Annotated in this window: 20 protein-coding genes; 6 read left to right on the forward strand and 14 right to left on the reverse strand. The window is 64.7% G+C overall.

The genetic code is table 11. From position 1 onward, the window contains the following. Nucleotides 1–25: 25 nt before the first annotated feature. Entirely contained in the window at nucleotides 26–1,006 is a 981-nt protein-coding gene (locus tag JD971_RS16185; protein WP_202084982.1) for a response regulator, read from the reverse strand. A 201-nt stretch (nucleotides 1,007–1,207) separates the two neighbouring features. On the opposite strand from JD971_RS16185, the gene JD971_RS16190 reads away from it, so the two are divergent. The 5 genes from JD971_RS16190 to JD971_RS16210 are packed head-to-tail and all read left to right on the forward strand — an operon-like array spanning nucleotide 1,208 to nucleotide 8,244. Continuing rightward, nucleotides 1,208–3,133: a hypothetical protein gene (locus tag JD971_RS16190; protein ID WP_202084984.1), complete on the forward strand. Its 1,926-nt coding sequence runs from the start codon at nucleotides 1,208–1,210 to the stop codon at nucleotides 3,131–3,133. Between the two features lie 2 nt (nucleotides 3,134–3,135). Further along, nucleotides 3,136–5,022 (forward strand): glycosyltransferase family 2 protein, encoded by a 1,887-nt coding sequence (locus JD971_RS16195; RefSeq protein ID WP_202084986.1) that lies wholly within the window; start codon nucleotides 3,136–3,138, stop codon nucleotides 5,020–5,022. Next, nucleotides 5,019–6,482, forward strand: coding sequence for a hypothetical protein (locus JD971_RS16200; protein WP_202084988.1), 1,464 nt, complete (start codon nucleotides 5,019–5,021; stop codon nucleotides 6,480–6,482). Before JD971_RS16195 ends, JD971_RS16200 begins: the two co-directional genes overlap by 4 nt. Then, the gene (locus JD971_RS16205; protein WP_202084990.1) at nucleotides 6,482–7,441 is read left to right on the forward strand and encodes a two-component system response regulator; all 960 of its coding nucleotides are present in this window, start codon (nucleotides 6,482–6,484) and stop codon (nucleotides 7,439–7,441) included. Before JD971_RS16200 ends, JD971_RS16205 begins: the two co-directional genes overlap by 1 nt. Then, nucleotides 7,438–8,244, forward strand: coding sequence for a hypothetical protein (locus JD971_RS16210; protein WP_202084992.1), 807 nt, complete (start codon nucleotides 7,438–7,440; stop codon nucleotides 8,242–8,244). The genes JD971_RS16205 and JD971_RS16210 overlap by 4 nt, the downstream gene beginning before the upstream one ends. Here JD971_RS16210 and JD971_RS16215 read toward each other — a convergent pair. Further along, a complete protein-coding gene (locus tag JD971_RS16215) occupies nucleotides 8,241–9,152 on the reverse strand; it encodes a hypothetical protein (protein WP_202084994.1) in 912 nt (303 codons plus the stop codon). The genes JD971_RS16210 and JD971_RS16215 overlap by 4 nt on opposite strands. Nucleotides 9,153–9,344: 192 nt before the next feature. Beyond that, the gene (locus tag JD971_RS16220) at nucleotides 9,345–10,247 is read right to left on the reverse strand and encodes a hypothetical protein (RefSeq protein ID WP_202084996.1); all 903 of its coding nucleotides are present in this window, start codon (nucleotides 10,245–10,247) and stop codon (nucleotides 9,345–9,347) included. Between the two features lie 185 nt (nucleotides 10,248–10,432). Between JD971_RS16220 and JD971_RS16225 the strand changes: the two genes are divergently transcribed. Beyond that, nucleotides 10,433–10,966 (forward strand): adenine phosphoribosyltransferase, encoded by a 534-nt coding sequence (locus tag JD971_RS16225; RefSeq protein WP_202084998.1) that lies wholly within the window; start codon nucleotides 10,433–10,435, stop codon nucleotides 10,964–10,966. A 356-nt stretch (nucleotides 10,967–11,322) separates the two neighbouring features. Here JD971_RS16225 and purU read toward each other — a convergent pair whose 3' ends face one another. From purU to JD971_RS16280, 11 genes are all read right to left on the reverse strand, one after another. Further along, nucleotides 11,323–12,195, reverse strand: a complete 873-nt coding sequence (purU, locus tag JD971_RS16230) for a formyltetrahydrofolate deformylase (RefSeq protein WP_371809759.1) — start codon at nucleotides 12,193–12,195, stop codon at nucleotides 11,323–11,325. A 137-nt stretch (nucleotides 12,196–12,332) separates the two neighbouring features. Further along, on the reverse strand, nucleotides 12,333–13,292 hold the full coding sequence (locus JD971_RS16235; protein WP_202085003.1) for a fumarylacetoacetate hydrolase family protein: 960 nt from the start codon (nucleotides 13,290–13,292) through the stop codon (nucleotides 12,333–12,335). Next, nucleotides 13,289–13,660, reverse strand: a complete 372-nt coding sequence (locus JD971_RS16240; protein ID WP_236672158.1) for a cupin domain-containing protein — start codon at nucleotides 13,658–13,660, stop codon at nucleotides 13,289–13,291. Before JD971_RS16240 ends, JD971_RS16235 begins: the two co-directional genes overlap by 4 nt. 273 nt (nucleotides 13,661–13,933) lie before the next feature. Continuing rightward, on the reverse strand, nucleotides 13,934–15,088 hold the full coding sequence (locus JD971_RS16245; RefSeq protein WP_202085005.1) for a S9 family peptidase: 1,155 nt from the start codon (nucleotides 15,086–15,088) through the stop codon (nucleotides 13,934–13,936). A 3-nt stretch (nucleotides 15,089–15,091) separates the two neighbouring features. Beyond that, the gene (locus JD971_RS16250; protein ID WP_202085007.1) at nucleotides 15,092–15,997 is read right to left on the reverse strand and encodes a VOC family protein; all 906 of its coding nucleotides are present in this window, start codon (nucleotides 15,995–15,997) and stop codon (nucleotides 15,092–15,094) included. A 947-nt stretch (nucleotides 15,998–16,944) separates the two neighbouring features. Further along, nucleotides 16,945–18,624, reverse strand: coding sequence for an FAD-dependent oxidoreductase (locus JD971_RS16255; protein WP_202085009.1), 1,680 nt, complete (start codon nucleotides 18,622–18,624; stop codon nucleotides 16,945–16,947). Between the two features lie 11 nt (nucleotides 18,625–18,635). Then, a complete protein-coding gene (locus JD971_RS16260; protein WP_202085011.1) occupies nucleotides 18,636–19,277 on the reverse strand; it encodes a gluconate 2-dehydrogenase subunit 3 family protein in 642 nt (213 codons plus the stop codon). Beyond that, entirely contained in the window at nucleotides 19,270–20,325 is a 1,056-nt protein-coding gene (locus JD971_RS16265) for a sugar phosphate isomerase/epimerase (RefSeq protein ID WP_202085013.1), read from the reverse strand. The genes JD971_RS16260 and JD971_RS16265 overlap by 8 nt, the downstream gene beginning before the upstream one ends. A 15-nt stretch (nucleotides 20,326–20,340) precedes the next feature. Continuing rightward, nucleotides 20,341–21,456 carry a Gfo/Idh/MocA family protein gene (locus JD971_RS16270; RefSeq protein WP_236672159.1) on the reverse strand — a complete coding sequence of 372 codons (1,116 nt, stop codon included), beginning with the start codon at nucleotides 21,454–21,456 and terminating at the stop codon, nucleotides 20,341–20,343. A 187-nt stretch (nucleotides 21,457–21,643) separates the two neighbouring features. Next, nucleotides 21,644–24,031, reverse strand: coding sequence for a glycoside hydrolase family 3 protein (locus JD971_RS16275; RefSeq protein WP_202085015.1), 2,388 nt, complete (start codon nucleotides 24,029–24,031; stop codon nucleotides 21,644–21,646). A gap of 609 nt (nucleotides 24,032–24,640) precedes the next feature. After that, the gene (locus JD971_RS16280) at nucleotides 24,641–26,935 is read right to left on the reverse strand and encodes a TonB-dependent receptor (protein ID WP_236672160.1); all 2,295 of its coding nucleotides are present in this window, start codon (nucleotides 26,933–26,935) and stop codon (nucleotides 24,641–24,643) included. Nucleotides 26,936–26,989 lie beyond the last annotated feature (54 nt).

The following is a 26,989-nucleotide window of genomic DNA, read 5'->3' on the forward strand; positions in this document are numbered from 1 at the left end:
GCACCAAGCGCTGGGCGGCGTGATGCTACCCCTGCTCCAGACAGCGTGACAGTCGGATGAGATCGGCGCGGCCTTCGCCATCGCCCAGCTCATCCTGAAGCCGGCGCGCACGGTCGCCAATCTGCTGATCGCCGAAATGCGCCGCGATGCCGGCCATGATGTGCATTTCATCGCGCAGCTTCTCGGTCCTGTCGGCATCCGGGATTTCGAGCGCGAGATAATCCTCCATCTCGATCAGCAACTCACGCTTGCGCCGTGCATAAAGCGCCTCCAGCGAGGCGATCGCATCATCGCCGCGCGCCGCCTTGTCCGGGGTCGCGAGCGGTGCATCGACCCATTTGCAAAGCGCATCGCGCAAGCGTTCGCTGCTCAGCGGCTTGGTGAGGTGATCCTGCATGCCGGCGGCGAGACAGCGCTGTGTATCCTCAGCCCCGCCATTGGCGGTAATGGCCAGGATCGGGAGATCCGATGCGGCGAATCCATTTGCGCGGATCGTGCGCGCGGCCGTCACGCCGTCCATGACCGGCATTTCCATGTCCATCAATATGCCGCCAAAAGCCCGCCCTTCGCGGTGCGCGCGCTCCACCGCATCGACCGCCTCCTGACCATCGCCTACCGCCTCGGCCGCAACGCCGAGCTCCCGCAACATGCGCAGCATGACATCGCGGCTGATGTCGGAATCTTCGGCGAGCAATATGCGTGCGCCCGACACGTCGCGCCGGCCGGATGCGGGCCAATCGCCGGACGCACTCGCCGCGACTTTTGGCTCCGTTTCGGTGTGAACCAAGACATCGCCGATGTGCTTCGGCGCCTCCTCGCGCATGATCGGCGGCGCGGGCAGTTCGCGCGAATCGTCGCCTGTCTCGACAGGTGCCGGTCCGTCCGCCTCGCCCGCCCCCTCAGTCGGCGACGACGCCGCCCGCCATCGGCGCGCAAGCAGCCATGCGCACACGATCGCCAGCCCGATCGCAACGCCGGCAAGAGCAGCCACCACAGCGTCGTCCATCGGCGTTCGTCTCCTTCATCTGTGTAAAATTCACGGCTATGGTCTTAACCGCACTTCTATCGAAACGCGTCCTCCATTAGAACCGGAACGGAGCAAATAAGAGAGAAATATTAACTATTTGGTCCGATGCAGGATACCAATCAATTCCGGGTTCCGATTGCGGTTTACCGACCGTAAGCCGGCAACTCCCAAGGGTTCGCAATGAAAATCACCACGTCCTTCTGGACCGCGTCCGCGGTTGCCGTTCTGACATCGACCGTCCTTGCGCAGGGGGCGGCGGAGCAGGCCGCCGCGCCGGCGTCGCAGCGCGCGATGACGGCGCCGCCCCCTGCGCAGGCGGCGGGATCCGTTTCGCGTTTCATCACCCTGGGCGAGCTTGGCCTGTCCGACGGATTCGAGATGGACGGGCTTTCGGGTACGCGTGAACTCTATTTCCCGGTTCCCGCCGGACTGGACATCGGCGACATGCGGCTTCGCCTGCCCTACCGGTCCGATGCGGCCTTCGAAAGCCGCCGCGCCGTTGGAATCGAAATCGGCGGCCGGACGCGCTTTACCGCGGCTTTGCCCGACGGGTATTCGGAGGGCGTGATCGACATTCCGCTGTCGCCGGACATGATTGAGGGCGGCTTTCTCGCGGCGCGCATCGACTATTCCGGCGCGATAACGGAGGATCGCTGCGTCGATCAGCGCGTGTCGGGCGCCTATCTCGCCTTTGACGGGACAGGCGGGCTGTCCGCCCGTCTCGGCAGGGGCGGATTATCCGATGTCGGCGTGCTCGCGGCCGCGATGCCGCGCGCGGTCAATATCGTCCTGCCCCCCAATCCCCGCCCTTCGGAAGCCGCCGCGGCGCTTTCGCTTCTGCTCGGCTTTCCCGATGCGAGGCTTGCGGGCGACCGGGATGAGCGAGGAACGGACGATGCACGCTGGTCCAGCGGGACGGTGCGGATCGCGCGCGGCAATGGCCCCGCGCTGGCCGTCGTGGATGGGTCGAACGGTCCGGCATTGCAGATCGGCGGCGACGATCCGGTGGCTGCGGTCCGCTTTCTGCGCAGCAGGGGACGCACGCTGGCCGCGACGCCTGCGGCCGCGACCGCCGGGCGCACGGCAACAGGGGACGCGCAGACGCTGACCATCGCGGATCTTGGCGCCGATACCACGCCCAAAAGCTTCGCCGAAAACGCGGAATGGGGCGTTTCGATCCCGGCCTCCGCCATCCCGGCGGGGGAGCGCATGACGGGCGCGGAACTCGACGTCGCGGTCGCGGTACGGCAGGGCGCCACCAAACCGGTCATCAGCGTGACGATGAACGGCGTGCTCCTCGCCAGTGCAACGGCGGCAATGGACGAGCCGACGCGCATTCCCGTGACCTTCCCGGCCGGCATCGCGGCTTCGCGCAACCGGATGGAAGTGCGCGTCACCCGGCAGACCGCCGGCGGCGATTGCAGGTTCGCGCCGCAGGGATACCCGGCACAGCTCCTCCCCTCCAGCCGCATCGTCACCGCCCCGGCGGGGCCGCCAGCGGATTTTTCCGACCTCCCCGCCGCGCTCAATGGCGGGTTCACCGCGGTTCTGCGCGGGCCGGGCGATCTTGGCCCGGTGGCGGCACTCCTCGGCCCGCTCGTCAACGCGGACGCGGATATTACCGTGACCTATGGCGAGGTGCCCGACGACGGCCCCGTCGTGTTCGTCGGGACCGACGCGCCCGCCGGCTTCGACCCGGTGGTCCGTTTCGATCAGGGCGCGATCCGGCTCGACAGCCCGGCGGGCGAAACGATCCTCGATTCCGCCGCGATCGCCCGGCATACCACGGTGCAGTTCGGCGAAATGGGCGACCGCACGCTCCTCTGGATCAGGCCGGGCAGCGCCTTCGCAAGCCTTGCACAAAGCACGGAGCCGGCGGTGCTCGGCTTTGGCAATGTCGCGTTCCTCGACGGGGACCGCATCGATTTCGCCTTCAATAGCGAGCGTGAGAGGCTCATCGACATTCGCTATCCAGAGCGGTTCTCCGTCTGGCAGTTTTTCGAACGCTATCGGCTCTGGATCATCGGCCTTGGCTGGCTGCTCGTCACGCTTGGCTTCGTCTATCTCTTGCGGCGCGTCCTGTCCTCGTCCCGTTCGGACGATTGAGGATGGCGAGCTTCCTTTCCATCGACAGCTGGACAGGGGACTTCCTCGCCGAGCGCGGGCTGGTGACGGCGCGCCAGCTCAATGAGGCGAGCGAGCTTGCCGCGCGCTGGGGCTCCAGCCTCGTCGATGTCATGCTGACGAAGAACTGGATCGCGGCGGATGATTATTATGCCGCGCTCGCCGACCGGTTCGGCGTGGCGCTCGTCGATCTCGAACGCGATCCCCCCGCGCCCGATCTTCTGAACGAGGGGGAAGTCGCCCATTACATGCGCGCGCTCGTCATTCCCTGGCGCGAGGACGGCGGCGTCACGACCATCGTGACCGCCCTGCCCGGCCCCGAGGTGATCCTCTACGCGCGGGCAGGCTGGGGCGAGAATGTCCGCATCGCCATCGCCTCGAAACAGCAGATACAGCATGCGGTGCAACAGGCCTTCTCGCAGCGTTTCAGCCATGCCGCGGTGTATGACCTTGCCGAACACGATCCCGTGATGTCGGCGCAGACGGTTTTCACCCCGGCACAGATCGTGTGCGCCTGGCTCGGGATAAGTGCCGTCGCGGTAGGCCTCGCACTCGCGCCGGTGGCGACGTTGATCGCGGTCAACCTCGTGATGACGGTGTTCTATCTGGGCAATTTCGTGTTCAAGAGCGTGCTTGTCTGGTCCGGCGGGCGGCGCCAACATGCGAGTGAGCGGCAGCTCGACGCCGCGGTCGCCATGCTGCGCGACGAAGATCTGCCGGTTTATACCGTGCTCGTCCCCATGTTTCGCGAACCCGACGTGCTGCCGATCGTCGCCAATGCGCTGCGCGAGCTCGATTACCCGACCAGCCGGCTCGACATCAAGATCGTGCTGGAGGAAGGCGACCAGGTCACGATCGACGCCGCGACCGCACTCGGTCTCGAAAGCATATTCGAGATCGTGCTCGTCCCTCCCTCGCAGCCGCAGACGAAGCCCAAGGCATGCAATTACGCGCTGAAATTCGCGCGGGGCGAATATCTCGTCATCTACGATGCAGAGGACAAGCCTGAGCCCGACCAGCTCAAGAAAGTCGTCGTCACGTTTCAGCGTTCGCCGGCCCACGTCGCCTGCGTGCAATGCCGGCTCAACTATTTCAACCGCGAGGAAAACTGGCTGACCCGGCTGTTCACGCTCGACTATTCCTTGTGGTTCGATCTGATGCTGCCGGGCCTGGAAAAGCTGAAGATCCCGATCCCGCTCGGCGGCACGTCGAACCATTTCCGCATGGATGTGCTGCGCGAATTGCGGGCGTGGGATCCCTTCAACGTGACCGAGGATGCCGATCTCGGCATTCGCCTTACGCAGAAGGGTTACGAGGTCCGGCTCGCCGCCTCCACCACTTTCGAGGAGGCGAATGTCTCGCAATCCAACTGGATCCGGCAACGCTCCCGCTGGATCAAGGGGTATATGCAGACGTTCCTGGTGCATACGCGCCGGCTACTGCATCTCTATCGCACCATCGGCACGCTGGGCATACTGGGCTTTGTATTCTTCATCGGCGGGACGATGTTCTCGGGGCTGCTGAACCCCGTTTTCTGGGCGATATTCGCGGCTTGGCTGGTGACCGAGATCGGCGCCTTCGATGTGCTATTCCCTCCGGCGTTGCTGTATCTTTCGCTGTTCAACCTGCTGGCGGGCAATGGGTTGTTCGTGTTCATCATGATGCTTGCCCCGTTCCGGCGAAACTGGCTCTCGCTCGTGCCCTTCAGCCTGACGGTCATCTGGTACTGGGTGCTCATGTCCATCGCCGCGTGGAAGGGCGCCTGGCAGCTCGTGACCAAGCCGTTCTACTGGGAAAAGACCGAGCATGGCCTGTCGAAACACACCGCCGAGGAAGTGAACAAGGCGCGCGCAGGACAGCAGGCGGCATGAGCGTGTCGCGTCTCGCCCTCCCCGCGGTCCTGTCGCTGCTTGTATGCCTGTTCGTCGCGGCGGTGTTCGCGTTTCACCTGCGCGGCTTTGTATCGACGAGCGATCTCGACCTTCATGGCCGCACCTTGCTCGGCCTTTCGGGATCGCTGTCCTTCGCCTCCATCGTGACGGCGTTTCCCCCCGTGCCCTACATTGCCGCGGTGATGTTCGGCTATGTCCTGCCCGATGCAGGGACATCCGGGCTTTCTTTGTTGAGCGCGGGCCTTTCTGCGCTGCTAGCGCTGGCGTGGTATCGCGCCTTCACCATCAACGGCCTGTCCCGGTGGGAGGCCGCGGCGGCGAGCGGCGCGCTGCTGTTCAATCCGGTATTCCTGCGCGCGGCGGGCGAAGGGATCGGCTTCGTGATCCTTCACTGGGGCTTCTGGTTGACCGCGCTGGGCGCATTCGGCCTGCGGCGGGGGGAACGGGTCAATGATCTGATGCTGGTGTCGGTCGGGCTGTGCATCATGGCATTCGCGCATCCCTACGGGCTGATCCTCGTCTTCGCGAGCCTGCCTTTCCTTGCGCTCATCATGCCGGCGGATCGGTTGAGCACGGCGCCCGTGGCACTTTATCTTATCCTGCTTTTCCCTGTCATCTTCGCCCTGCTTTCGTTTCTCTACGTCAACTGGGTCTTCGCGTTCGATCCCCTGTCCTTCGCGCACGCAATCAGCCGGGAGGCCGCCGGTCTGGGTGCCGATCCGTCGGGCCGCGCCATTGCCGCGCCATGGCAGGCCGTTGCCCTCGCCGCGGCCGGTCTTTTCGCGGTATGCCCCGCGGCGGTGTCGATGTTTTACGCAGCGCGCGGGATGGCTCCGCTGCGCTATGCCGTGATGGCGCTTTTTCTTTCGCTGCTCGGCGCGATGGTCCTGGCCTTTGCTTTCGGCATGTTCCCCTCCCCCGCTATCGCGGCCAGCCTCGGCGTCACGGCGGCGGCATGCTGCGTCGCGCGCTGGCCGCTCAACCGTTTGCGCCGGGTGGAACTGCTGCTCCTGCTCGCAGGCGCGGTCGGCGGCGGGGTGCTGATCCTCGCGGATGGTTCGCCGGAGACGGAGCGGTGGAAAGCCGCCGCATTACAGCGCGCCGTTCCCGTCGCCGACCCGGAACTGGCCGCGCTTTCCCGCGTGCTTCGCGGCCGGTCGGAAATCCTCTTCGATGCGGAGGCGGCACCGGCTGTCATCGCCCTGCGCGGGGGTCCGGACGGAATATGGACGAGCGAGGACACGCCCTTCACGCTTGCCTCGCTGCGCGGGCGAACGGATGCCCGCATGCTGGTCGTGCGCGACCGGGGGTCGGTTTACGGGAGTGACCGGGTGGGCCGTATTTTCCCCGATCTTTATGACGACGGCCATCCCGGTTACGATCTCGTCTACGATGGCCTTCGATGGCGTGTTTACGAAACAAGCGGCGAGGCAGGATAATGGGCGCAGGTGAACAGACGAAAATCCTCGTGGTCGACGACGTGCCCGAAAGCGCGCTCATCACGAAGGCGATGCTGACCAAAGGTGGCTTTGACCATATCGATATCGCGCGCGGCGGACGCGATGCGTTGCGCATGTGTGGGATCGGCGACGATGGCGGTACGGCGGCCTTTGCCCATTCCTACGCGCTGGTCGTGCTCGACATCCGCATGCCCGATATCGACGGGCTGGAGGTCTGCGCGCGGATGCGATTGTCGCGCCATACGCGCCGTCTCCCCATACTGATGCTGACCGCGACGAACGATGCCGAAACGTTGAATCAGGCGTTCATGGCAGGCGCGGACGATTTCCTGACCAAGCCGATCAACGATGTCCGTCTGCTGGCCCGCATACGCACGCTCTTGCGGATGCAGCGCGAGCGTGAGCGGCGCGCCCTGCGCGAAGAAGAGCTGCAATTGCAGAACGCCGCGCTCAAGCAGGGACAGATCAGTTTCAGCCTCATCGACCCCGACACCGACCTCCTGCGCGAAAGGGCGTTCGATCTCGTCGTGTCCGATTGCCGCCGGCGCGACCGGCCCGCCGCGATCGCTCTCGTGCGGATCGTCGATTTTCCCGGCTTCGTCGAATTGCATGGGCAGGACAGCGCAGAGGCGATGGTGCGCGACGTTGCCGGCATGCTGCGGACGATCCCGGCGCCGGTGGGCGTGATGCTCACCGCCTATGGCCCCGGCATGTTCATGGGAATCGAACCGGGAGCGTCGTCGCCCCGCGCGCTGGACCATTGGGGGGAGCAGGCCGCGCGCGCGATCGCGGAGCGGCGCATCCATCACGGCAATTCGATACAGTCGGGGCATGTCGCCCTGATGATCCGGACGGCCTGGGCGAAACCGGGCGATCTCGGCCCGGCCGCCGATCGCATCATTCACGAAACCAAGACCATGCTAGTGGAGCGCCAATGACCCCCCGTACCTGCATTATCGGGCTGGCTTGCGCCGCCCTGTTCCCTGCCCTGCCTGCCTGTGCGCAGGATGGCGGGGTCGACGCGGCGCCGCCCCCGCCGAGCGATGGGCAGATCATCGCCACGTTCTACTATTCCAACAGCACACGCGGCTTCGGCCCGGACGGCGACACGATCGACATCCCCGATTACGAGAAGATGGAGCTTTTCCTGCTCGCCGAATATCGCGTCACGCCGGACCTCACGCTGGTGGTGAAGCCGAGCTTTCGCAACATCTCGGTCGAGGGCGAGGACGACGACAGCGGGCTTGGCTACACCGATCTGGGTGCGCGTTACCGGTTGATTGGCGACGACGGTGCCTGGCTCGCGGCTAAAGGGGCGGTGCGCATTCCCGGCTTCACGCGCGACGACCGGCTCGCGCAGGTGGGCAACACCGGCACCGAATATGATCTTCGCCTGCGGGGCTTTCACAATATCGCGGCGGGTGCGCATGGCGCGTTCGTCGATGCACAGGCGAGCTACCGCCTGCGCGACGGCGACCCGCCGAACGAATTTCACGGCGATGTCACACTGGGCTACCGGCCTAGCGCGGACCTGCTCATCATGGCGCAAAGCTTCAACACGATCAGCGATGGCGCAGGCCGCGGCATTTTCGACGAATATCGCTATTATAACGTGCAACTGGGCGCGGTGCAGCAGGTGTCGCCGGCGGTCGCGCTCCAGGCCGGTTTGATGGGCACGATTGGCGGCACGAACGCCCTGCGCGAACGTGGTTTCTTCACAGGGGTATGGTTCGCGTTCTAGCGTCCGTGGCGGAGCAGCCGGGCCGCCGGCTTGTTCTGAATGGTGAAATCGGTGTCGGCTTGCCCGCCCCCGTCGGGATCGCTCAACCAGCGCCAGATCAGCGCCGTGTCGATCCCGAAGGCACGCGCCTCGTCCAGCCAGATGGACAGCACGTCGCGCTGCACGGCGAGATTCGGCGTTCCGGCGCGCTCCTCCGCGCTTTCCCACGGGCGCAACGTCGCACCACCGACAGACCGCAGGCCGATCTCGCCCAGCCATGCCGGTTTCGCATGACGCTCGCCCAACGCGCGCAGCACACTCAATTCCGCACGCATCGCCCCCCGCCATGCCGCGCGATCCGAACCCGGTCCCAGAACGGGGTATGACGTCATGGCGATCAAATCGAGCCGGTCCCAGAATGCGACCGCTTCCGCCCCCGCGGCATTATGCGCCACATAGGTCAGCCGCCCCGGAAACACATCGCGCAGCCGTTCGATGATGCCGCGCCATTCGGGCCGCCGCGTCGTATGGCGCAGCTCCGTCCCGATGCAGAGGGTCGAGGCTCCCGCCTGCGCCGCCGCCGCGGCATGGAGGCGCAAGGCATCTTCATAGGCCGCGAACCATGCGGTCCAGTCTTCCTCGCGAGCGAAGGAAATCGCCCCAGCCCACCGTTCCGGCACCCAGACATGCGGCTTCACCACGACATCGAGTCCGCATTCGCGCGCCTGCGCAATTCCGCGTCGCAAGCCATCGGGGGACAGCGCGCTTCCCGGCACGAGCTGCGGATCGTTCTCCCCCGGCTGCCAGAAGAAGGGGATGAGCGCGACCACCGACGCGCCCGCCTCGGCAAGCTGGCGAAAGCTGCCGAGCGCGGCCGCGCTGCCGAAGGGGGCGGCGGCATCCTCGACGAGGTTTACACCGACCCGCATGCCTCTGCTACGTCCCACGACGGAAAGCGCCGAGAGGCACGGCGCCGCACACGCCGCCTGCACAAAGCCGCGCCGCCCGATCATCCCTGCCCGCAATGCGCCTGCTGGTGTCATATCCCGCCCGATCCATCCCCTGTCACGATCATGGATAGGCCACACGCGCGATGATGGCGATAGCCAGCCGCCGATGGCTCAAAAACTGTAGCGCGCCCCGATCCGGCCGATGAATTCATTGTCGTCCAGACCGTTCGCGACATCGTCATTGAGCATCCAGACATCGACCCCGCCATTGAAAGACAGCGCGGGCACCGCCTCGATCGGGCTGATCGCGAGAGTTACACCGGTGCGGAAAAAACCGAAGTCGGGATTGCCGCCATCCACGCCCCTGTAGAAACTGTCCGACAATCCGATCATCAACGGCACCGACACCGTGACCGGCGTTTCCGTGCCCACGGTAAAGCTCGGCGTGAGCGATGGCTGCACGTAAAGGGCGTCGTCGCGCAGCGGCTGCCCCTCTTCCTGCACCATACGCAAGGACGGCGAGAGGGTGAAATTGTCGAGCGGGACCCGCCCTTCCCAGAATTGCGTGTCGTCGAAACGCAGGATCATCTCGAAATCGTCGTAATCGGTAAAGGAATCGGCCGGCGAAATATAGCGATACCACGCGAGCGACACGGTAAACCGCTCCCGGAATGTGAGGGCGACGCCGGTATAGATGTCCGCTTCGTACCATCCCGGCACCGGGCCGTCGTTCGCCTGGCCCAGGCCGGGGCCGCCGCTCTGAATGCTGTTCCAGGTGCCGACGAAGGCCGTCACCCCGGTGAGCGCCCCGCCCTCCAGTTCCGGCAAAGCAATCCGCGCCGACGCGAAGGGTTGCAGGCTCGGCTCCTCCGAAAATGCCACGCCGCGCGAGATATACTTGCCGACCGCGGTCGCCCCGACGGACCAGGTCACGCGATCCGGGTCCGGCGTCCGTGCCTTCGCGGCGCCGGGCGGCACCGCTTCGGGCGGACGTTCGTCGCCATCGGGAGCCTCGATATCCTGCGCAAACGCGGGAGAACCGGCCGCGGCCGCAGCGATCAGGGCAGCGCCCATGGGAAAAGTACGAAGATTCGCGGGGAAATTGAAATGTCGCAGCATGGCTTTTCTATAATGGAGCAGGGCGTCCGCCGTTCCGTTCCGGCGGTCGCGCTGGCCAGCGTGCGTGGGATGGGCGCGCTTCGGCTTGCCGCGCCTTGATCGCTCTTTAGCAATTGCGCAAGAGCGGCTAGCGTCGGGCGATGACCGACAATGCCGATCTTCTCGCCCTCGTCCGCGAAATCGCCGACCATCCCAAACCGGGCATCGCCTTTCGCGACATCAGCACGCTGCTGCTCGACGGCGCGGCGTTTCGCACCACGATCGACCGTATGGCGGAGCTTTTGAACGGCACGCAGCCGTGCATGCTGGCCGGGATCGAGGCGCGCGGTTTCATATTTGCCTCCGCCCTCGCCTATCGCATGGGGTGGGGCATGATCATGCTTCGCAAGCCGGGCAAGCTGCCGGGTACGCGCCTGTCGATCGAATACGAGCTGGAATACGGGAGCGATACGCTCGAAATGCACGACGATGCATGCGTTCCCGACACGCCCGTAGTGCTGGTCGACGATTTGCTGGCCACCGGGGGAACCGCGCTGGCGGCGGCGCGCCTGCTCCGCGATGCCGGTGCACGAGTCGAACAGGCGCTCTTCGCGATCGATCTCGTCGACCTTGGCGGCGGGGACCGTTTGCGCGAAGAAAATATTGCGGTGCGCTCGCTCATAAATATCGGTTAACGACCGGTTTTCGCACCCACTGTCCCAAAAAGGGACTTCGCCCTGCTGCAACAGCGTTTGACATCACCCCTCCGATTTGAGGATGTTAAGACATTACCTGAGCAGAGCATGATGCGCGATGTCGCTTTTGGCGAAATTCCGCGACACGGATGCAAAGCGGGCAGGTTGTCGACCATATTCAACGATTGTCGGGGGGCACTCTTGAAACACCATTCTAGAAAACGCGCAATGCGTCGGTTTCGGCGCAAGCATTCGGAACTTTTTATCTTTCTGATTTCAGCCGTTGTATTCGCGGCCTGCTATTACGTTATTCTGAATTAAGCGTTGCCGCCGCGACGGCATTCCCGCCAACGCGTCTAGAAGACCACGGTCCTGAAGCCATTGAGGAAGACACGATCCTCAAGATGCGCGCGGACCGCGCGGGCGAGCACGCGCCGTTCGACATCGCGCCCCTTGGCGACCAGCATGTCGGGCGTATCGGAATGGGTGACGGCTTCGACATCCTGGTGAATGATCGGGCCTTCGTCGAGATCGGCGGTCACGTAATGGGCCGTCGCGCCGATCATCTTCACGCCGCGATCATGCGCCTGATGATAGGGTTTCGCACCCTTGAATCCCGGCAGGAAACTGTGATGGATATTGATGCACCGGCCCGATAGAAACCGCGCGAAATCGTCCGAAAGGATCTGCATGTAACGCGCCAGCACCACCAGTTCGGCGCCCGTATCCGCAATCACCTGCTTGACCTGCGCTTCCTGCCGCGGCTTGGTCTCTGCGGTGATCGGGAAATGATAATACGGAATATCGCCGATCAGCGACAGGGTCAGCGCGTTGCGCGGATGGTTGGACACGATGGCGACCACATCCATCGACAGTTCGCCAATCCTGTGCCGATAGAGGAGATCGGCCAGGCAATGGTCGAATTTCGACACCATCAGCACGACCTTGCGCCGGACCGCCGTATCGCGAAGCGTCCAGCGCGCCGCCATCGATTGGGCTGGCTCCGCGAAATCGTCCCGGTAGGTGTCCAGCGTCGCGGCGCCGGGATCGAATTGAACCCGCATGAAGAATTGCCCGGTCGCGGCATCGTTGTAATGCTGCGCCTCGGTGATGTTCCCCCCCTTTTCGGCGAGGAAACCGGCAACCTTCGCGACAAGACCGGCACGATCGTTACAGGTCAGGTTCAGAACAAATCTTGGTGCCAATGCGTGTCTCCCGCTCCACCCCATACGCAAGGGACGCGATGCCCCGGTGACGCGCTATAGGCGAAAATCCGTGCGGGCGAAGGCAAAACCGCAAGCGCGCCGGCGCGAACGAAGGCGCACGCCTGCCGTGTTCGGCAAACGCGCGCCGTCATTCCCGGTGGTCAGCGCTGGACGACCGTCTGCTCGATCGTTCCGAAGGGGTGCGTACCGTCTGTCCGGCGTGCCGCCATGCGAACGCGGTCGCCAAAGCGCATGAACTGCGTTTCGGGAAGGCCTTTTTCGATCATCTCGATGGCGCGCCGCTCTGAAATACAGCTTGAACCGACCTTGGCGTAATCGGGGCTCGATACGGTGCCCGATCCGATGATCGTGCCGGCCACCAGATCGCGCGTGCGGGCGGCATGGGCGACGAGTTCATGGAAGCCGAACGCCATTTCGCGCCCGTTGGCCGCGCCGAAACGCGCACCATTCCATTCGACGTCGAGGTCGAGACACACCCGCCCCTCGCGCCAGTCCTCGCCCAGCTCATCAGGGGTGACGGCGATCGGCGCGATGGAACAGGCGGGCTTGGCCTGTACCCACCCAAAGCCTGTCTTCATCTCGATCGGGGCGATCGTGCGCAAGGACCAGTCGTTGATCTGCACGATGAGCCGGATGTGCTTCATCGCATCGGCGGCGCTCGTCCCCATGGGCACGGCATCGACGATCACGCCGAATTCGCCCTCGAAATCGATGCCATCGTCCTCCGACGGGAAGGGGATGTCGTCATTGGGGCCGTAGAAACGATCGGACATCCCCTGATACATCAAGGGCCGGTCGCTTTCGATCGGGTCGAGGCCGAACGCGATCTGCATCAGCTTGCCATGCTGATCGAAGGCCGAACCATCGAGCCATTGCCAGCTGCGCGGCATGGGGGCGCGCAGCGTGCCCGTTGCCGTGCCCTCCCCTGCATCGAGCCGGGCCGCCGCGTCGCCAAGCGCAGGCTGGCCCGCGGTCCAGTCCGCCATGAGCGCGAGGAGATTCGGCGCACCAGCCCCGACCTCCACCATGCGCGCACCGTCGGCAGAGACAAGCACCAGGGCACCATCGGGCGTATCGTTATCGAGCGTCGCGAGCCTCATGCTTCCAGCTCCGCATTGAATTTGCCGTCGATGAGGACGAAGCAGATGCGGCAATTCTGGTTGGTGCGATTGGCCCATCCGTGATTGGTGCCGCGCTGCACGATGATGTCGCCGGCGCGCACGGTGGTCTCGCCCTCGTCCATGATGAGCACGAGTTCGCCTTCGATCACTATGCCGTAATCGATCGTCTCGGTGCGGTGCATGAGCGCGTGCTTCGCGCCGGCCTTTGCCGCATTGGACGCAGCGCCCGCGCCGATCTCGGCAAAATGGGCGGCGGCTTCCTCGGGCGTCATGTTGCGGATGCCGTCCCCCTCGGGCGGAATGTCGAGCACGCGGATGCGCGTGCCGTTCGCCGGCAGGGCGAGCACGATGCCCTCCTCGGTTCGCCGCTTGCCGCATCGATCGGTGCGGGCGTCGCGCGCGTGTTCCACACCTCGTGGAACATCGGGCCGATCGCGCCGCCGACCTGCTGCACCCGCGGCACCGCGCCGTCCTCCTGGATGATTGCGTTTCCGTCCTTGTCATGGCCGGTGACGACGCGCCTGACTGCCTTGCTTTCCATGAATCCTGTCCCTCGTTACGATGTTCCGGCCTCGATGCGGCGATGCGGCGTCCTTATCGCCGGGTCGCCGCGCCGCGCATCACCCCGCCTGTCCGCCCAGCGTCTCTGCAAACCAGTCGGAGAGGAGGTCGCGGCCATAGGCCATGTTGTCGGCGCCGACATGTTCGACCCCGCCTTCGCGTTCGGTGAAGATCACCTTTTCCCGCCGCGGCGAATTGACGAGCTGCTCGTACAGATCGTCGGCATAGGTCGGGCTGATCTGCCGGTCGTTCGCGCCGTGGGTCACGAGGAAGGGCACCGTGATCCGGTCCATGTGGCCGTTGAGGTTCATCCCGGACGATTTCTCGAGGAAATCCTCCTGGTCCTCGGCGCCGAAGGCCCAGTGCACATGCGCCCAGTAATGCGGCACGGGGTTCTCGCCCTCGCGCTGCATGCGCTTGTCCTGCACCTCGCGCCAGTTGTGGTTCGCGCCCCACACCGCGCCGCTGGCAAAGCGCGGTTCGTAGGCAACCGCGCGTGGCGCGAAATGACCGCCCAGCGAAATGCCGGTCATGCCGATGCGGTTGGCGTCGACCTCGTCGCGGCCCTCCAGCCAGTCCACCGCCTTCGAGGCCCAGCTTTCGCTATGCGGATCGACCGGCAGACCCTGCAACCGCAGCGCCTCGCCGCTGCCCGGCTGATCGACGCAGAGGGTCGAAATGCCGCGCCGCGCCAGCTCCTCGGGCAGGCGGGTCCAGTAGAGCAGCTCCTTGCAGCTATCGAGCCCGTTGCAGAACACGACCGCCGGCATGGCCCCATCGCCCGGCGCGCGGGTCCACAATGCGGGCATCGTGCCGGTGTCGAGCGGGATCTCCACCCGCTCGCGATTGATGCGGAGCCTGGTCGAACGGTCGAACGCCTCGCGCGCCTTCGCAAAGGTCTCCGTGCGGCCCGGGTGGCCGTGGCCCTGCATCCGCTCCGCCGTGAAGAGGTAGAGCGAGGCACGCTCCAGCTTGTTCGAGGCGGAAAAGGCGCGGCCCTTCGCCGCATCCTCGTCCGCGAGGGCGAGCAGCTTCTCGCCCATCTTCGCCCATTCGCGCATGAACGCGGGCGTGCCGGCATCCGCGCCCTCGTTCGCCGCGTCGAGGATCGGCTGACACATGTCGACGATCTCGCCGACCTGCCCGCCGCTTTCCATCGCGATGGCGACGCTGAGGTTCCAGATATAGTTCTTGAACGGGGAGTAGAGGGCCACGGCTCAGATCTCCGCCGGGGTGAACAGGCAGGGGTCCGCTTCGGGCTTGGGCATGGTCTGCGGACCGCCGACGCCGGTGCCCCACTGGTCCATGACCTGCGGGCCGGGTTCGTGGACCTTGTCCTCGTGGTTCTCGAAATCGACCTCGTCCAGTTCGGAGGTGTATTCCACCGCAAAGCCACCGGGCGTCGTGAAATAGCTGAACGTGTTGTTGCCCGCCGTATGCCGCCCCGGGCCCCAGCGGATGTCGGTCCCGCGCTTCTTCAGCCGCGAGGCGCCCCGCATCATGTCATCGACCGTCAGCATGTCATAGGCGACATGGTTGAGGCACGGCGGCCCCGGCAGCAGCGCGATGCGGTGATGCGCCGAATTGCAGCGCAGGAAGCACATGAAATCGCCGAGCCAGTCGCTCACCCTGAAGCCGAGCACATCGGTAAAGAACGCCACCATCGCCTGGTGATCGGGCGAGTGGAGCACGATATGGCTGATCTTGACCGGCGTGCCTTCCCAGCGTTCCATCGCGCGCTTGTCCGCCCGGGCGACATCGGCGCTGATCTCGAACGGCAGGCCGTCGGGCGAGAAGAAGCGAAAGCCATAGCCGCCGCCCGGCGCATCGAGATCGCGCGGTTCGTGCACGATCCTGCACCCGGCATCCACGACCCTGGCGTGGAGCGTGTCGACATCGGCGCGGCTGTCGGCCGCCAGCGCGATCACCTCGACGCAATTGCTCTCCCGCTTGTGCAGGCGCACCACGTGATGTTCGTCATGGCCATGCGTCTTGAACCAGGCGGTATCCTCGCTCGCCCCCACCTCGACCAGACCCCAGTCGTCGGTGTAAAACGCGCGCTCCGCGTCAAAATCGCTGGTGCCGTATCCGACATAGCGGATCTCGGTAACACGGGCGGTCATGGGCAATTCCTCTCTGCGGGGCACAGCGAACGGGGTCGCCGCGGGGCCAAGGTTCAAACTATCGCCGCATCGCGGGGATACGGCGGCAATGTATACGACGGGAGGGGGAGCCGGAACGGGCATGATCGGACGGGGTGCGGCGCCGGATCGATCCGGTCCTTCCCCTCGCCTTTCAAAGCTCTTCCCCTCGTCATATTATTAGAATGAAATTTCTAATTAAGGAACCGCCGGGCGTCAATGCCGCGCGCGGTCACGCTTTGCAAAAATCTTGGAAGAAAATTTCAGAAGACATGTCGCGTAAAATGCGCGCGCGACGACAATCGCAGTTTCGCTCCCTTTTGCCCGATTAGGAAACAGGCCGCACCGACGATGGGGATATAAAGCGCACCGACGATCTGCTGCGCGGTTCGGAATGTTGCACTAGCCGTGCCGGCGTCGCCGCGCTCGACCTTTTGCGACCCCGATCGGACCGAGCGGTCCGGACAGCGCCCCCATCCCGATCCCGCCACGCAGCACCGCGCGATCAGGAACGGACCGGCAAGGATGGCCGCGCTTCATCGCCTGCACCACAAGCGTGAACGCGCCAAGCGTGAGGATTCCCCCCAGCGGAAGTTTCTGACGAAGCGCATTTCGACCCAACCCCTGCGGTCGCGAAACGGCAAAAGCGATCAGGCATCCATTGCTGGCCGTGGCGAAACAGAATGCCGGGAGCACGCCCCGGCGCACCGTTCCAATGTCCACAATGCAGGCTCGCTATCGACGTGGAACGACCATGCCCGTCCAAACCCTTCGATCAGGGGATAGAGCAAACCGCCGAACCCCGCGGCGAAGATCAACGCTCCGACCGGATCCATACGCATGTCTTCATGCGGCTGACAGACGAACAGGCTCACGCATCCGCCCGCAAACCAGGGCCGCCGATCCCCACGAACCGGCGGCCCGGTGTCTCAGATCACGCCCTGCTTCAAAAGTCCCACCGCGCGGTCCGCGGCACGCGCCGTCAGCGCCATGTAGGTCAGCGAGGGATTCTGACACGCGGACGAACTCATCTGAGCGCCGTCGGTCACGAACAGATTGGGGATATCGTGCGCCTGGCTGAAACGGTTGAGCACGCTTGTCGCCGGGTCCCAGCCCATGCGCGCGCCGCCCATTTCATGGATCGCGCTTCCGCCCGCACCCGGACGGTCGAATCCCATGATCACATGCCCGCCCGCGTGGGTGAGCATCTGTGCTGCATCCTCTTTCGCCTGCGTGAGCGCGGCAAGCTCTTCCGCACCGAACGCAAAGTCGATCTTGAGCTGCGGAATGCCATGCGCATCGGTCTGCGTGGGGTCGAGCGTCAACCGGTTCGTCGCGCGCGGCACGCAATCCGCAAACGCCACCAGCACGACCTGCCACGGGCCGGGCGGTTGCAGCGATTCTTTATACTCCGTGCCCACCCCGGCCACGCGCTTGCCGCGGGTCCAGCCCGATTGCAGCGCGCCGCCCTGATACGAGTAGCCGCGGGTGTGGCCCACTCCGTCCATGTCGTCCATGTTGCGATACCGTGCGATCACCACGCCTGTGGGACGGTTGCCGAAGGTCGTCACATTCTCGAACCCCGGCATGATCGCCATCGCCGAAAGCGTGCTGGCATGGTCCATGATGTGCGTGCCGAGAACCCCGCTCGAATTGGCGAGACCGTTCGGCATCGCCTCGTTCGCGGAATTGAGCATCAGGTGAACCGAGTTGAAGCTCCCGGCGTTGAGGAACACCATGCGCGCCGTGGCGCTCGTCCGGGTGCCATCCTTGCGATCGACCCAGCGCACGCCGGTCACGCGGCCCTGCGCCGCATCGTAATCGACGCGTTCGACCACCGCATCGGTGACGAGCGTGAGATTGCCGGTCGCCTGCGCCGCGGGCAGCGTGCTCGACTGCGTGGAGAAATACGCGCCATAGGAGCATCCGCGCGCACAGATCGAACGCGCCTGGCACTGTCCCCGACCATTGATCGGCCGGGTGAGGTTGGCGGACCGCCCGACGGTGAGCACGCGGTCGGGCCAGCGCGAACGGATACTCTCGCGCGCGGCCTGCTCCACCGGGTTCAGATCCCACGGAGGCAGGAACTTGCCGTCGGGCAATTGCGGCAAACCTTCCGCCGCGCCGGACACGCCGATGAATTCCTCCACCTTGTCGTACCACGGGGCGAGTTCGGCATAGCGCAACGGCCAGTCGGTGCCATTCCCGTCCCGCTTGTTCGCGGCGAAATCGTAATCGGACCAGCGATAGCTCTGCCGCCCCCAGGTCAGCGAACGACCACCGAGGTTATAGCTTCGGAACCAGTTGAAGTCCGTGGCCGCGCCCGTTTGATAGGGATTCTCGCGGTCGTTCACGAAATGGTTTTCCGTGTATTCCGTGAAATGCCGGTTCAGCATCTGCACCGGATAGTCGCGCGCCCATTTTTCGGCATCGCCGCTTCCGCGAAACGGCATTTCCCACGGGGTTTTCATCTCGGTGTCGTAGCCGGTCTGGTGCGGGATGTCGCGCCCGCGCTCCAGCATCAACACCTTCAGTCCCGCCTCGGTCAGCTCCTTTGCCGCCCAGCCACCCGAAATTCCCGAACCGACGACGATTGCGTCGAATTGCATGGCTTCACTCATCATCCAAACTCCACCGCGGTCCAGTCGCTCGACCAGCCGCGCGTATCGGGGCCCATCGGGACCGAAGGATCGAACCGTCCGGGCACGAGCTCGAACCGCAGTTCCTCCGATCCGCCGACCTGCGATGTGTAATATCCGGTCAGAATCAACCCCTTAACCTTGCGCCAGGGATGCGTATCGTTCCCCTCGCCAAAGGCTTCCTCATCGAGTTCGGTCAGGATGCGGATATGGTCGCGCGGCGTGCGGCGGACGAAATCGCCGTTCGCTCGGCGGTCCAGCTCGTTTTCGAGCCAGCTGACATAACGCAGGCTGCCATCGCGCCGGCGATATTCGGGAAAGGCCCACGGCATTTCCGACGATCCCGCCGGTTCGCGCGTCCCGTCAAGCCCGTGCGCGAGCGCCAGGATGACGAAATCGCCGGTGCCGACATCGCCCGCGCCGGCCGTGTCCGTGCGGGGGAGCACGGCCTGGCTGACCTGCGTCATCATCGTGCGCTGACGCTCCGAAGGCGCGTCCTTCTCATCCAGGTCGGAGAATGAGACGGCGGCCACCGGAACTCCGATCGCAAGCGCAAGCAATGCCGCCCCGCCGAGGAAATCGCGACGGTCCCAGCCCGTCTTGCGCGTGTTCGTATCAGTCAATTCCCATGATCCGCTTGTTCAGGTCGCGATCCGCGCCGCCCTTGGCGAAATCGTCGAACGCATGCTCGGTGACCCGGATGATATGGTCGCGAATGAAAGGCGCACCCTCGACCGCGCCCTGCTCCGGATGTTTGAGCGCGCATTCCCATTCGAGCACGGCCCAGCCATCGAAATCGTTCTCCGCCATCTTGGAGAAGATCGCCTTGAAATCGACCTGCCCGTCGCCGAGCGAACGGAACCGCGCCGCCCGGTCGACCCAGCTTTGATAGCCGCCATAGACCCCCTGCCGCCCGGTCGGATTGAATTCGGCGTCCTTCACGTGAAAGCACCGGATCCGCTCGCGGTAGATGTCGATGAAATCGAGATAGTCGAGCTGCTGCAGCACGAAATGGCTCGGATCGTAGAGGATGTTCGCACGCGAATGACCCCCCACCCGGTCGAGGAACATCTCAAACGTGATCCCGTCGTGCAGATCCTCGCCCGGATGGATTTCATAGGCGACATCGACACCGTTCTCGTCGAAATGGTCGAGAATGGGGCGCCAGCGCCGCGCCAGCTCCTCGAACGCATCCTCGACAAGGCCGGCGGGACGCTGCGGCCAGGGGTAGAGATAGGGCCACGCCAGCGCGCCGGAAAAGGTCGCATGCCGGTCGAGCCCGAGCCGCTGGCTCACCACGGCGGCTTTCTTGACCTGATCGACGGCCCATTCCTGCCGCGCCTTGGGGTTGCCGCGCACGTGTTCGGCGGCAAAACCGTCGAATGCCGCATCATAGGCCGGATGCACGGCGACGAGCTGCCCTTGAAGATGCGTCGACAATTCGGTGATCGACAGGCCGTGCTGCTTCACCGTGCCCGCGATCTCGTCGCAATAATCCTTGCTTTCCGCCGCCTTGTCGAGGTCGAACAACCGGGTTTCGAACGTGGGGATCTGCACCCCTTCGTAACCGAGGCCTACCACCCATTCGCAAATGGTGTCGAGCGAATTGAACGGCGCTTCGTCGCCCGCGAACTGCGCGAGGAAGATCGCCGGTCCCTTGATCGTTTTCATGATGTCGTGTCCATTTCAGTCCGTGAGTTTCGCCCAGCCCGCGCCCGCGCCGTTGGCGCGCACGCAGGTGTCGATGAATTGCATCGACCGCAGCCCATCCTCGAGCCCCGGCAGGAAGGGGGCCTCTCCGCCGCGCAGGATGGTCGCGAAATCGCGGTAGAGATTGGCGAAGGATTCCAGATAGCCTTCGGGATGTCCGCCGGGAATCCGCGTCAGCCGCGTCGCTTCGGCGCCGAGCGTGGGGTCGCCCGCGCGCAACAGCTGCGTCGTCCCGTCGAGCTTGTGAAACAGGACGCTGTTCGGCGTTTCCTGATGCCAGACCATGCCGCCCGTCTCCCCGTAAACACGGATGCGCAGGCCGTTGAGCTCGCCAACCTCGATCTGGCTGGCGAGCAGCACGCCGCGCATCCCGCCTTCGAGGCGCAGAAGCACGGTGCAATCGTCATCCAGCATCCGGCCCGGAACCACCGCGCCGAGATCGGGAAGAACCTCGGTGACCGCGCGGCCCGTCACGAATTCGGCGAGGTTGAACGCATGCACGCCAATATCGCCGATACACCCGCCGGCCCCCGCCTTTTCGGGATCGACCCGCCACTCGGCCTGCTTTCCGGTCGCCTCTCCGGCCAGCCACCCTTGCGGATATTCGACGACGACCTTCCTCAGCGCGCCGAGCGCGCCGGCGGCGATCCGCTCCCGCATCTCGCGGACCAGCGGATAGCCGGTGTAGGTGAAGGTCAGGCCATAGGGCAGCCCCGCATCGCGCACGGTCTCGGCCAGTTCGCGCGCCTCTGCCAACGTGGCGGTCATCGGCTTGTCGCTCATGACCGGTATGCCGGCCCGCAGCGCGGCGCGGGCGGAGGGGAGATGGTTGTGATTGGGCGTCACGATCGACACGAAATCGATACCGTCGTCGCGCGCCTTTTCGGCGGCAAGCATGGTTTCAAGATCGGGATAGCCGCGCGCGGGGTCGATGCCGTAGGTTTCGGCGGCCTCGCGGCTGCGGCCCGCGTCGCTCGAAAAAGCGCCGGCGACCAGCTCGATCTCGCGGTCGAGTTCCGCCGCGATACGGTGAACCGGGCCGATGAAGGCGCCCGGCCCGCCACCTACCATGCCCATTTTGAGGCGTGTCACTGAAATGCTCTCCCATCCCATTTTTGTAATGACAGTTCTATTTTGAATGCGGGGCAATGGCAACCCCTGCCGCGCGGGGCGTGCCCGCATGGTTGCGGCCTTTACGCCCGGTATCGCGGTTCGCCGTCGCGGCCCGCAACACCCATGGGGGCGAAGCCGCAAGGCCCCGCCCCCATGTCCGTTCCGGTCAGAGTCCCGGCGGCAATGCGCCGATGTCGAGCGTGAGCGAAATGCCGTCGTATTCTGCGTGACGCGCCACGCGAACCTTGCATTCGCCCTCGGGATAGCGCCAGCCATCGTCCTGCCACGATGCGAAGGCACGGCGCGTCAGCGGCACGGTCACCCGCCCTTCCTCACCGGGGTCGAGCATGATCTTGGCAAAGCCGACCAATGCGGTTTCGGGTGCATCCCTGTAGACTTGGACCACCTCGCTGCCCGCGCGGTCGTGCGTGTTGGACAGACGCAGCGAGAGCCCGCCATCCTCCGCCCGCGCATCGTGCCAGTCGAAGCGGGCATAGCCCTGCCCCGCGCCGAGCGTATGACGCGCCCGCTTGCCCGCGCCGATGATGCCGCGATAGCCGACCCGCGTGCCGTCGTCATAGGCGAGCTTGCCATCCGCATCCGGCTGGAGTGCGAGCGCGGGGTAATCCGCCTCGTTCTGCGCGATGGAGACGGGCATGCGACCGCCCGGCTCGACATCGCCGGCCAGAACCGCGGCGATCGCATCGGCGAACCCTTCGCCCGGATACCATACTGCGAGATGGGCCGCGGCCCCGTCTTCCCAGCTTGCATCATAGGCATGGCCGACATTGGCGATGACCACCGTGCGCGGATTGGCCGCCGACACCCGCTCGATCAACCGGAGCTGCAACTCGGGCAGCAGCGTATCCTTGCGATCCTTGCTCTCGACGGAGCTGTCGGAGGTTTCGCCCACGAACAGGAAGACGGTATCGGCCCGCGCCGCGGTGTCCTCCGCCTCGCTCAGCATTTGCTCCACGCTGCCCGGTTCGCGGACACCGTACCAAAGCCCGTGGACGCGCGCGGCCTCGAACGGGAATTCGACGACGATCTCGACCGACTGTCCCTTTGTCAGGGTGACCGAGGTGCTCTCGCTGTCCCCGGATTTCAGCACGCCCATCGTGTCGCCCGGCGGCGTTTCGGTGGTCGCGACGATTTCCTCGCCATCGACGAACATGCGGGCCTTGCCCGTCGCGCCGAGGTGGAACGCGTGCGCCCCGTCCTTCGCCGCGCGATAGATACCCGATGCGCGGATCGACCCGCCATTGGCGAAATCGGCCTGATCGTGCATGCCGGTGAACCAGACCAGCGAATTGGTATCGCGCGTTTCCCGCGTCATCGGCGTGCCGCTGCAATCGGGCGACGCGAAATATTCGAGCGTCATGCCGGCCGTGCAGCCATCGCCGAGATCCTGCGCCGGGCTGACCGACATGAACGGCAGGCGCGGCGCCGGATCGACACCGGGGGCGAACAGGACGGTAGCGTCCTTTTCATACCGCGCACGGACCGTCTGCTCGGGCGTGGGAAGATCGGGCCGGACCGAAATCTTGGCAAAGGTGCCGCCCTGGAAACAGGGGCGGGCCGCATTCGGGCCGATGATCGCGACGGTCCCGGCTTTCGCGGGGTCGAGCGGGAGAATATCCCCCTCGTTCCTGAGCAGGACGAAACCCGCCGCCGCCGCCTCGGCGAGAAGGCTACGCGCCTCGGCATCGGTATAGGGGCGGGATTTTGCCCCCGTCGCATTTTTCGCGAGGCCGGCAACACGCGCGGCGGCATCGTCGACGCGCGATTGCGGCACGTCGCCTGCGGCCACGGCCTCCGCCGCCTTCGGACCGAGAAAGCGGAACGGCCCCGGCATCTCCAGATCGAGACCGGCATTGAGCGTCGGCGCGGTCGAATGCGTGCCGAACCAGTCCGACATGATCGCGCCGCGATAATCCCAGTCGCCCTTCACGATCTCGGTCATGACGTGATACTGTTCCGCGCAATAATCGCCGTTCACCCGGTTATAGGCGGCAAGCATCCCGAAACAGCCCGCATCGGCGGCATATTCGAACGGCAGGAGGTAGATTTCGCGCAAGGTGCGTTCATCGACCTGAATATCGACGGTGTCGCGCGCGGTCTCGCTGTCGTTGCAGACCAGATGCTTGGCAACGGATGCGGTGCCGGTGGACTGCAAGCCCGCGATCCAGCAACCGCCGAGAATGCCGGTCAACAGCGGATCCTCGGAGAAATATTCGAACGCCCGCCCGGCAAGCGGGCTTCGCGCGAGGTTGATATTGGGGGCGAGCACGGCATCGACCGCGCGCTCGACCGCTTCCTGCCCGACCAGCACGCCGATACGGCGGACAAGATCACGGTCCCAGCTCGCGCCCAGCAAGGTCGCGCACGGGCTGAGCCGGGCAATATCACGCTCGTCGACCTTGCCGCTGGCGATGCCCATCGGGCCATCGCTCATCGCGAAGGACACGATCTCCGCATAGGGGACGGCAACGCTCGCCCACATCGAACCGCCGGCGGTAAGCGCCGCGGCATCTTCGAGTTTCAGATCAACCATGTCGCGCTAAGGCTCCCATTACGTGTTGTTTGGTGTCCGTGGCCGTGGGCACGAACGGAAAGTAAGGCGCGCAATTGCACGCCGGAATTCATCGCAGGCTCCCGGTCGCCGACGCCGCCATCGCTGCGTGCGACGATCGCCGCCGTCTCACCGAAGTTGGGGGTAGACCGCTTCCATTTCGCGCATGTCGAGGACGGCATATTCGAACGGGGCGTGGATAGGCGAAGGCCAGTTGCAGGGTTCATCTCACCCGCAACCGTTTCATTCCGACAGGAATGAAGGCGCACGTACCGCTCGATCGCCATCGTTCATCCTCCCTGCGCGCCGTGTGAAACGGCCGCGCTGTGTGCCGCGCCGAGAACACTACGTGCACCGCGCATGCCACCATTCTTAATTAGAATTGGCATTCTATATAAAATTGGCGCGCGGTCAAGCTGGCTGCCGTTCGCCGTCCGGGGACGCCGGGCAATCAACAGCGTGCCGCCGCGCCCCGAACGCAGACGCGCGCCCTCCATGAAGGAGCGCGCGCGTTGCAATCTTACGAGGGATCGAAACGGCGCCGATTGCCCTCAAAATGCCGCCTGCCCGCAGACAGGCGACTTTTTGCGATCAGAATTCGACGCCGACCCGCACGCCATAGGTGCGCGGTGCACCAAAGGTGAGGTTGAAATTGTCGTCAGGCCCGGCCGAAACGAACGAGGCATAGGCGAGCGGCTGCTCGTCTTCCAGATTGCGCACGAAACCCTGAATGCTCCACAGCTCGCTGTCGGGCTGATACTTCAGGCTGAGATCGGTCTGCGTGAAGGCGTCCTGCTTGCTCGACCGGTAATTGAAGATGTCGAGGAAATAGGCGCTCTTGAAGCGGGAGAACGCGCTGGCCGTAACAGTGCCCGACGTGCCCAGATCGAAGATGTGATCGTAGCCCAGCGTGATCGTCACGTCCGGCGATTGCGGCAGGGTGTTCCCGGCCAAATTGGGCGGCGAGACGCCCGGACCGGGGTCGAGATCGGCAAGACCGTTATTGGCCGGATTGACCGTGTCCAGGACCGCGTAGGATGCAAGCAGCTCGTCATATTGTGCGTTCAGATAGGCGAACGACGCGCTGAAGAAATCGCGCGGGCTAAGCTCGAAGCTGCCTTCGACCTCGACGCCCCAGATGGTTGCGGCACCGGCATTGAAAATCCGCTGACCCACGCTCGGATCGAGAAGGACGGCGGTCTGCAGATCCTTGTAGTCGTAGTAGAAGCCAGCGGCATTGATGGTATGTTCGCCGACCGGACCGAGGCCGAGCTTCGCACCGGCTTCGTAGGCGGTGTTGGTTTCCGGTGCATACTGCCCGACGCTGTCGAAGCCGCCGGCCTTGTAGCCGGTCGAAACCTTCGCATAGAGCAGCGTGTCGAGGTTCGGCTTGTAGTTCACGCCCGCCAGCCAGGTCAGCTTCTCGTTGTCCTGCTTCAGGTCGATGATCGACGGCGGCGGACCTTCGGGAGCAACAGGCCCGGTGTTGAAACGGAAACCGTAATTGCCGTAAACGCCGTCGCGCCGGTCGATGGTGTAGCGCAGGCCGCCAACGACGGTGACCTGATCGGTCACGGCATATTCGGCCTGTCCGAAACCGGCGTAGCTCTTCGACGTGGCGTCACGGGTGAACGAGTTGATGAAGCTGCCGTTGGGCGCGATGAACGGGCTGAACAGACCGCGAGCCAGGCTCAGCTCTTCCCTGTAGAAGAACACGCCGCCCTGATAGGTCAGTGCGCCGGTTTCGCCGCCCACGCGCAATTCGTGGCTCTGCGTTTCGGTCCGGTTGCCGAATTCGAAAAAGACGTAGTTCGGCAGCGAAAGATCGGCATCCTGATCCGTCCGGCGATACCCGCCAAGATAGGTCAGCGTCGCACCGCCAAGGTCATATTCGACCTTCGCGCGCGCGGCGTAGCTGTCCTGCTTATTCTCATTGAGCGGGATCTGCGGGAGCGGGCCGTCGTAGTTGGACCGATCACCGAACGCGTCCTGAACCTCGGTGCGCGTGGGGATGCACTGCCCGCCGGGGATCAGCGGGGCGGCATCTTCGAAACCGTTCTGCGAACAATCGGCCCCCGGCCCGTTGCCCGGTGCGTTGAAATCGTAGGACGCGAAGGTCGCCACGATGTTTTCATTGCGGACATACTCGCCCGACACGTCGATGGTGAGACGGTCGGTGGGCAAGATGCTCAACGTGGCGCGCGCACCCAGATTGTCGGCCGTACCGCTGCGGACGCGGTCATTGCCCGCCGCGGCGCGGTTCGGGTGGAAGAAATAGCCGTCACGCTTGTTGTAAAGACCCGAGACGCGCAGCCCGGCAATCTCGCCGAGCGGAAGATCGACGCCGCCCTCGACCTTCACATGGTTGTAGTTGCCATAGGTGGCGTTGATGTCGGCGCCGAATTCGGTCCCCGCCTTGCGCGTAATGAAATTGATCGCGCCGCCGGTCGCGTTGCGGCCATAAAGCGTGCCCTGCGGGCCGCGCAGGACCTCGATCCGCTCGATATCGAACAGGGCGAGGTTCAGGACGTTGGGACGGTTGATGTATTCGCCGTCGATGTTGATCGCGACCGACTGATCCTGCGCTTCGTCGTTCGAATTGGTGCCGACGCCGCGGACCGCGACGCGTGTGTTGTTCGCGTCCTGCGTAATGTTGAGGACGGGCGCAATGCGGGTGAGATCCTGAAAATCGGTGATGCCCGCATCCTCGATCGCGTCGTCGCCGAAGACGTCGATCGCGATGGGAACATCCTGCACATTCTGAGAGCGATTCTGCGCCGTCACGATGATCACATTGGCGTCAACGGCGGGGTCGGACTCGGCACCAGGGATCGCATCCTGAGCCAGTGCCGGGCTTGCCACAGCAAACAGCGCACAGCCGCTCATGAGGGTACGATTGACCCGTGAAATTCGCATTAATACTCTCCCAGAAACAACCGC

Origin of the sequence: Croceicoccus sp. YJ47 (genome assembly GCF_016745095.1) — a bacterium.
Lineage (GTDB): Bacteria > Pseudomonadota > Alphaproteobacteria > Sphingomonadales > Sphingomonadaceae > Croceicoccus.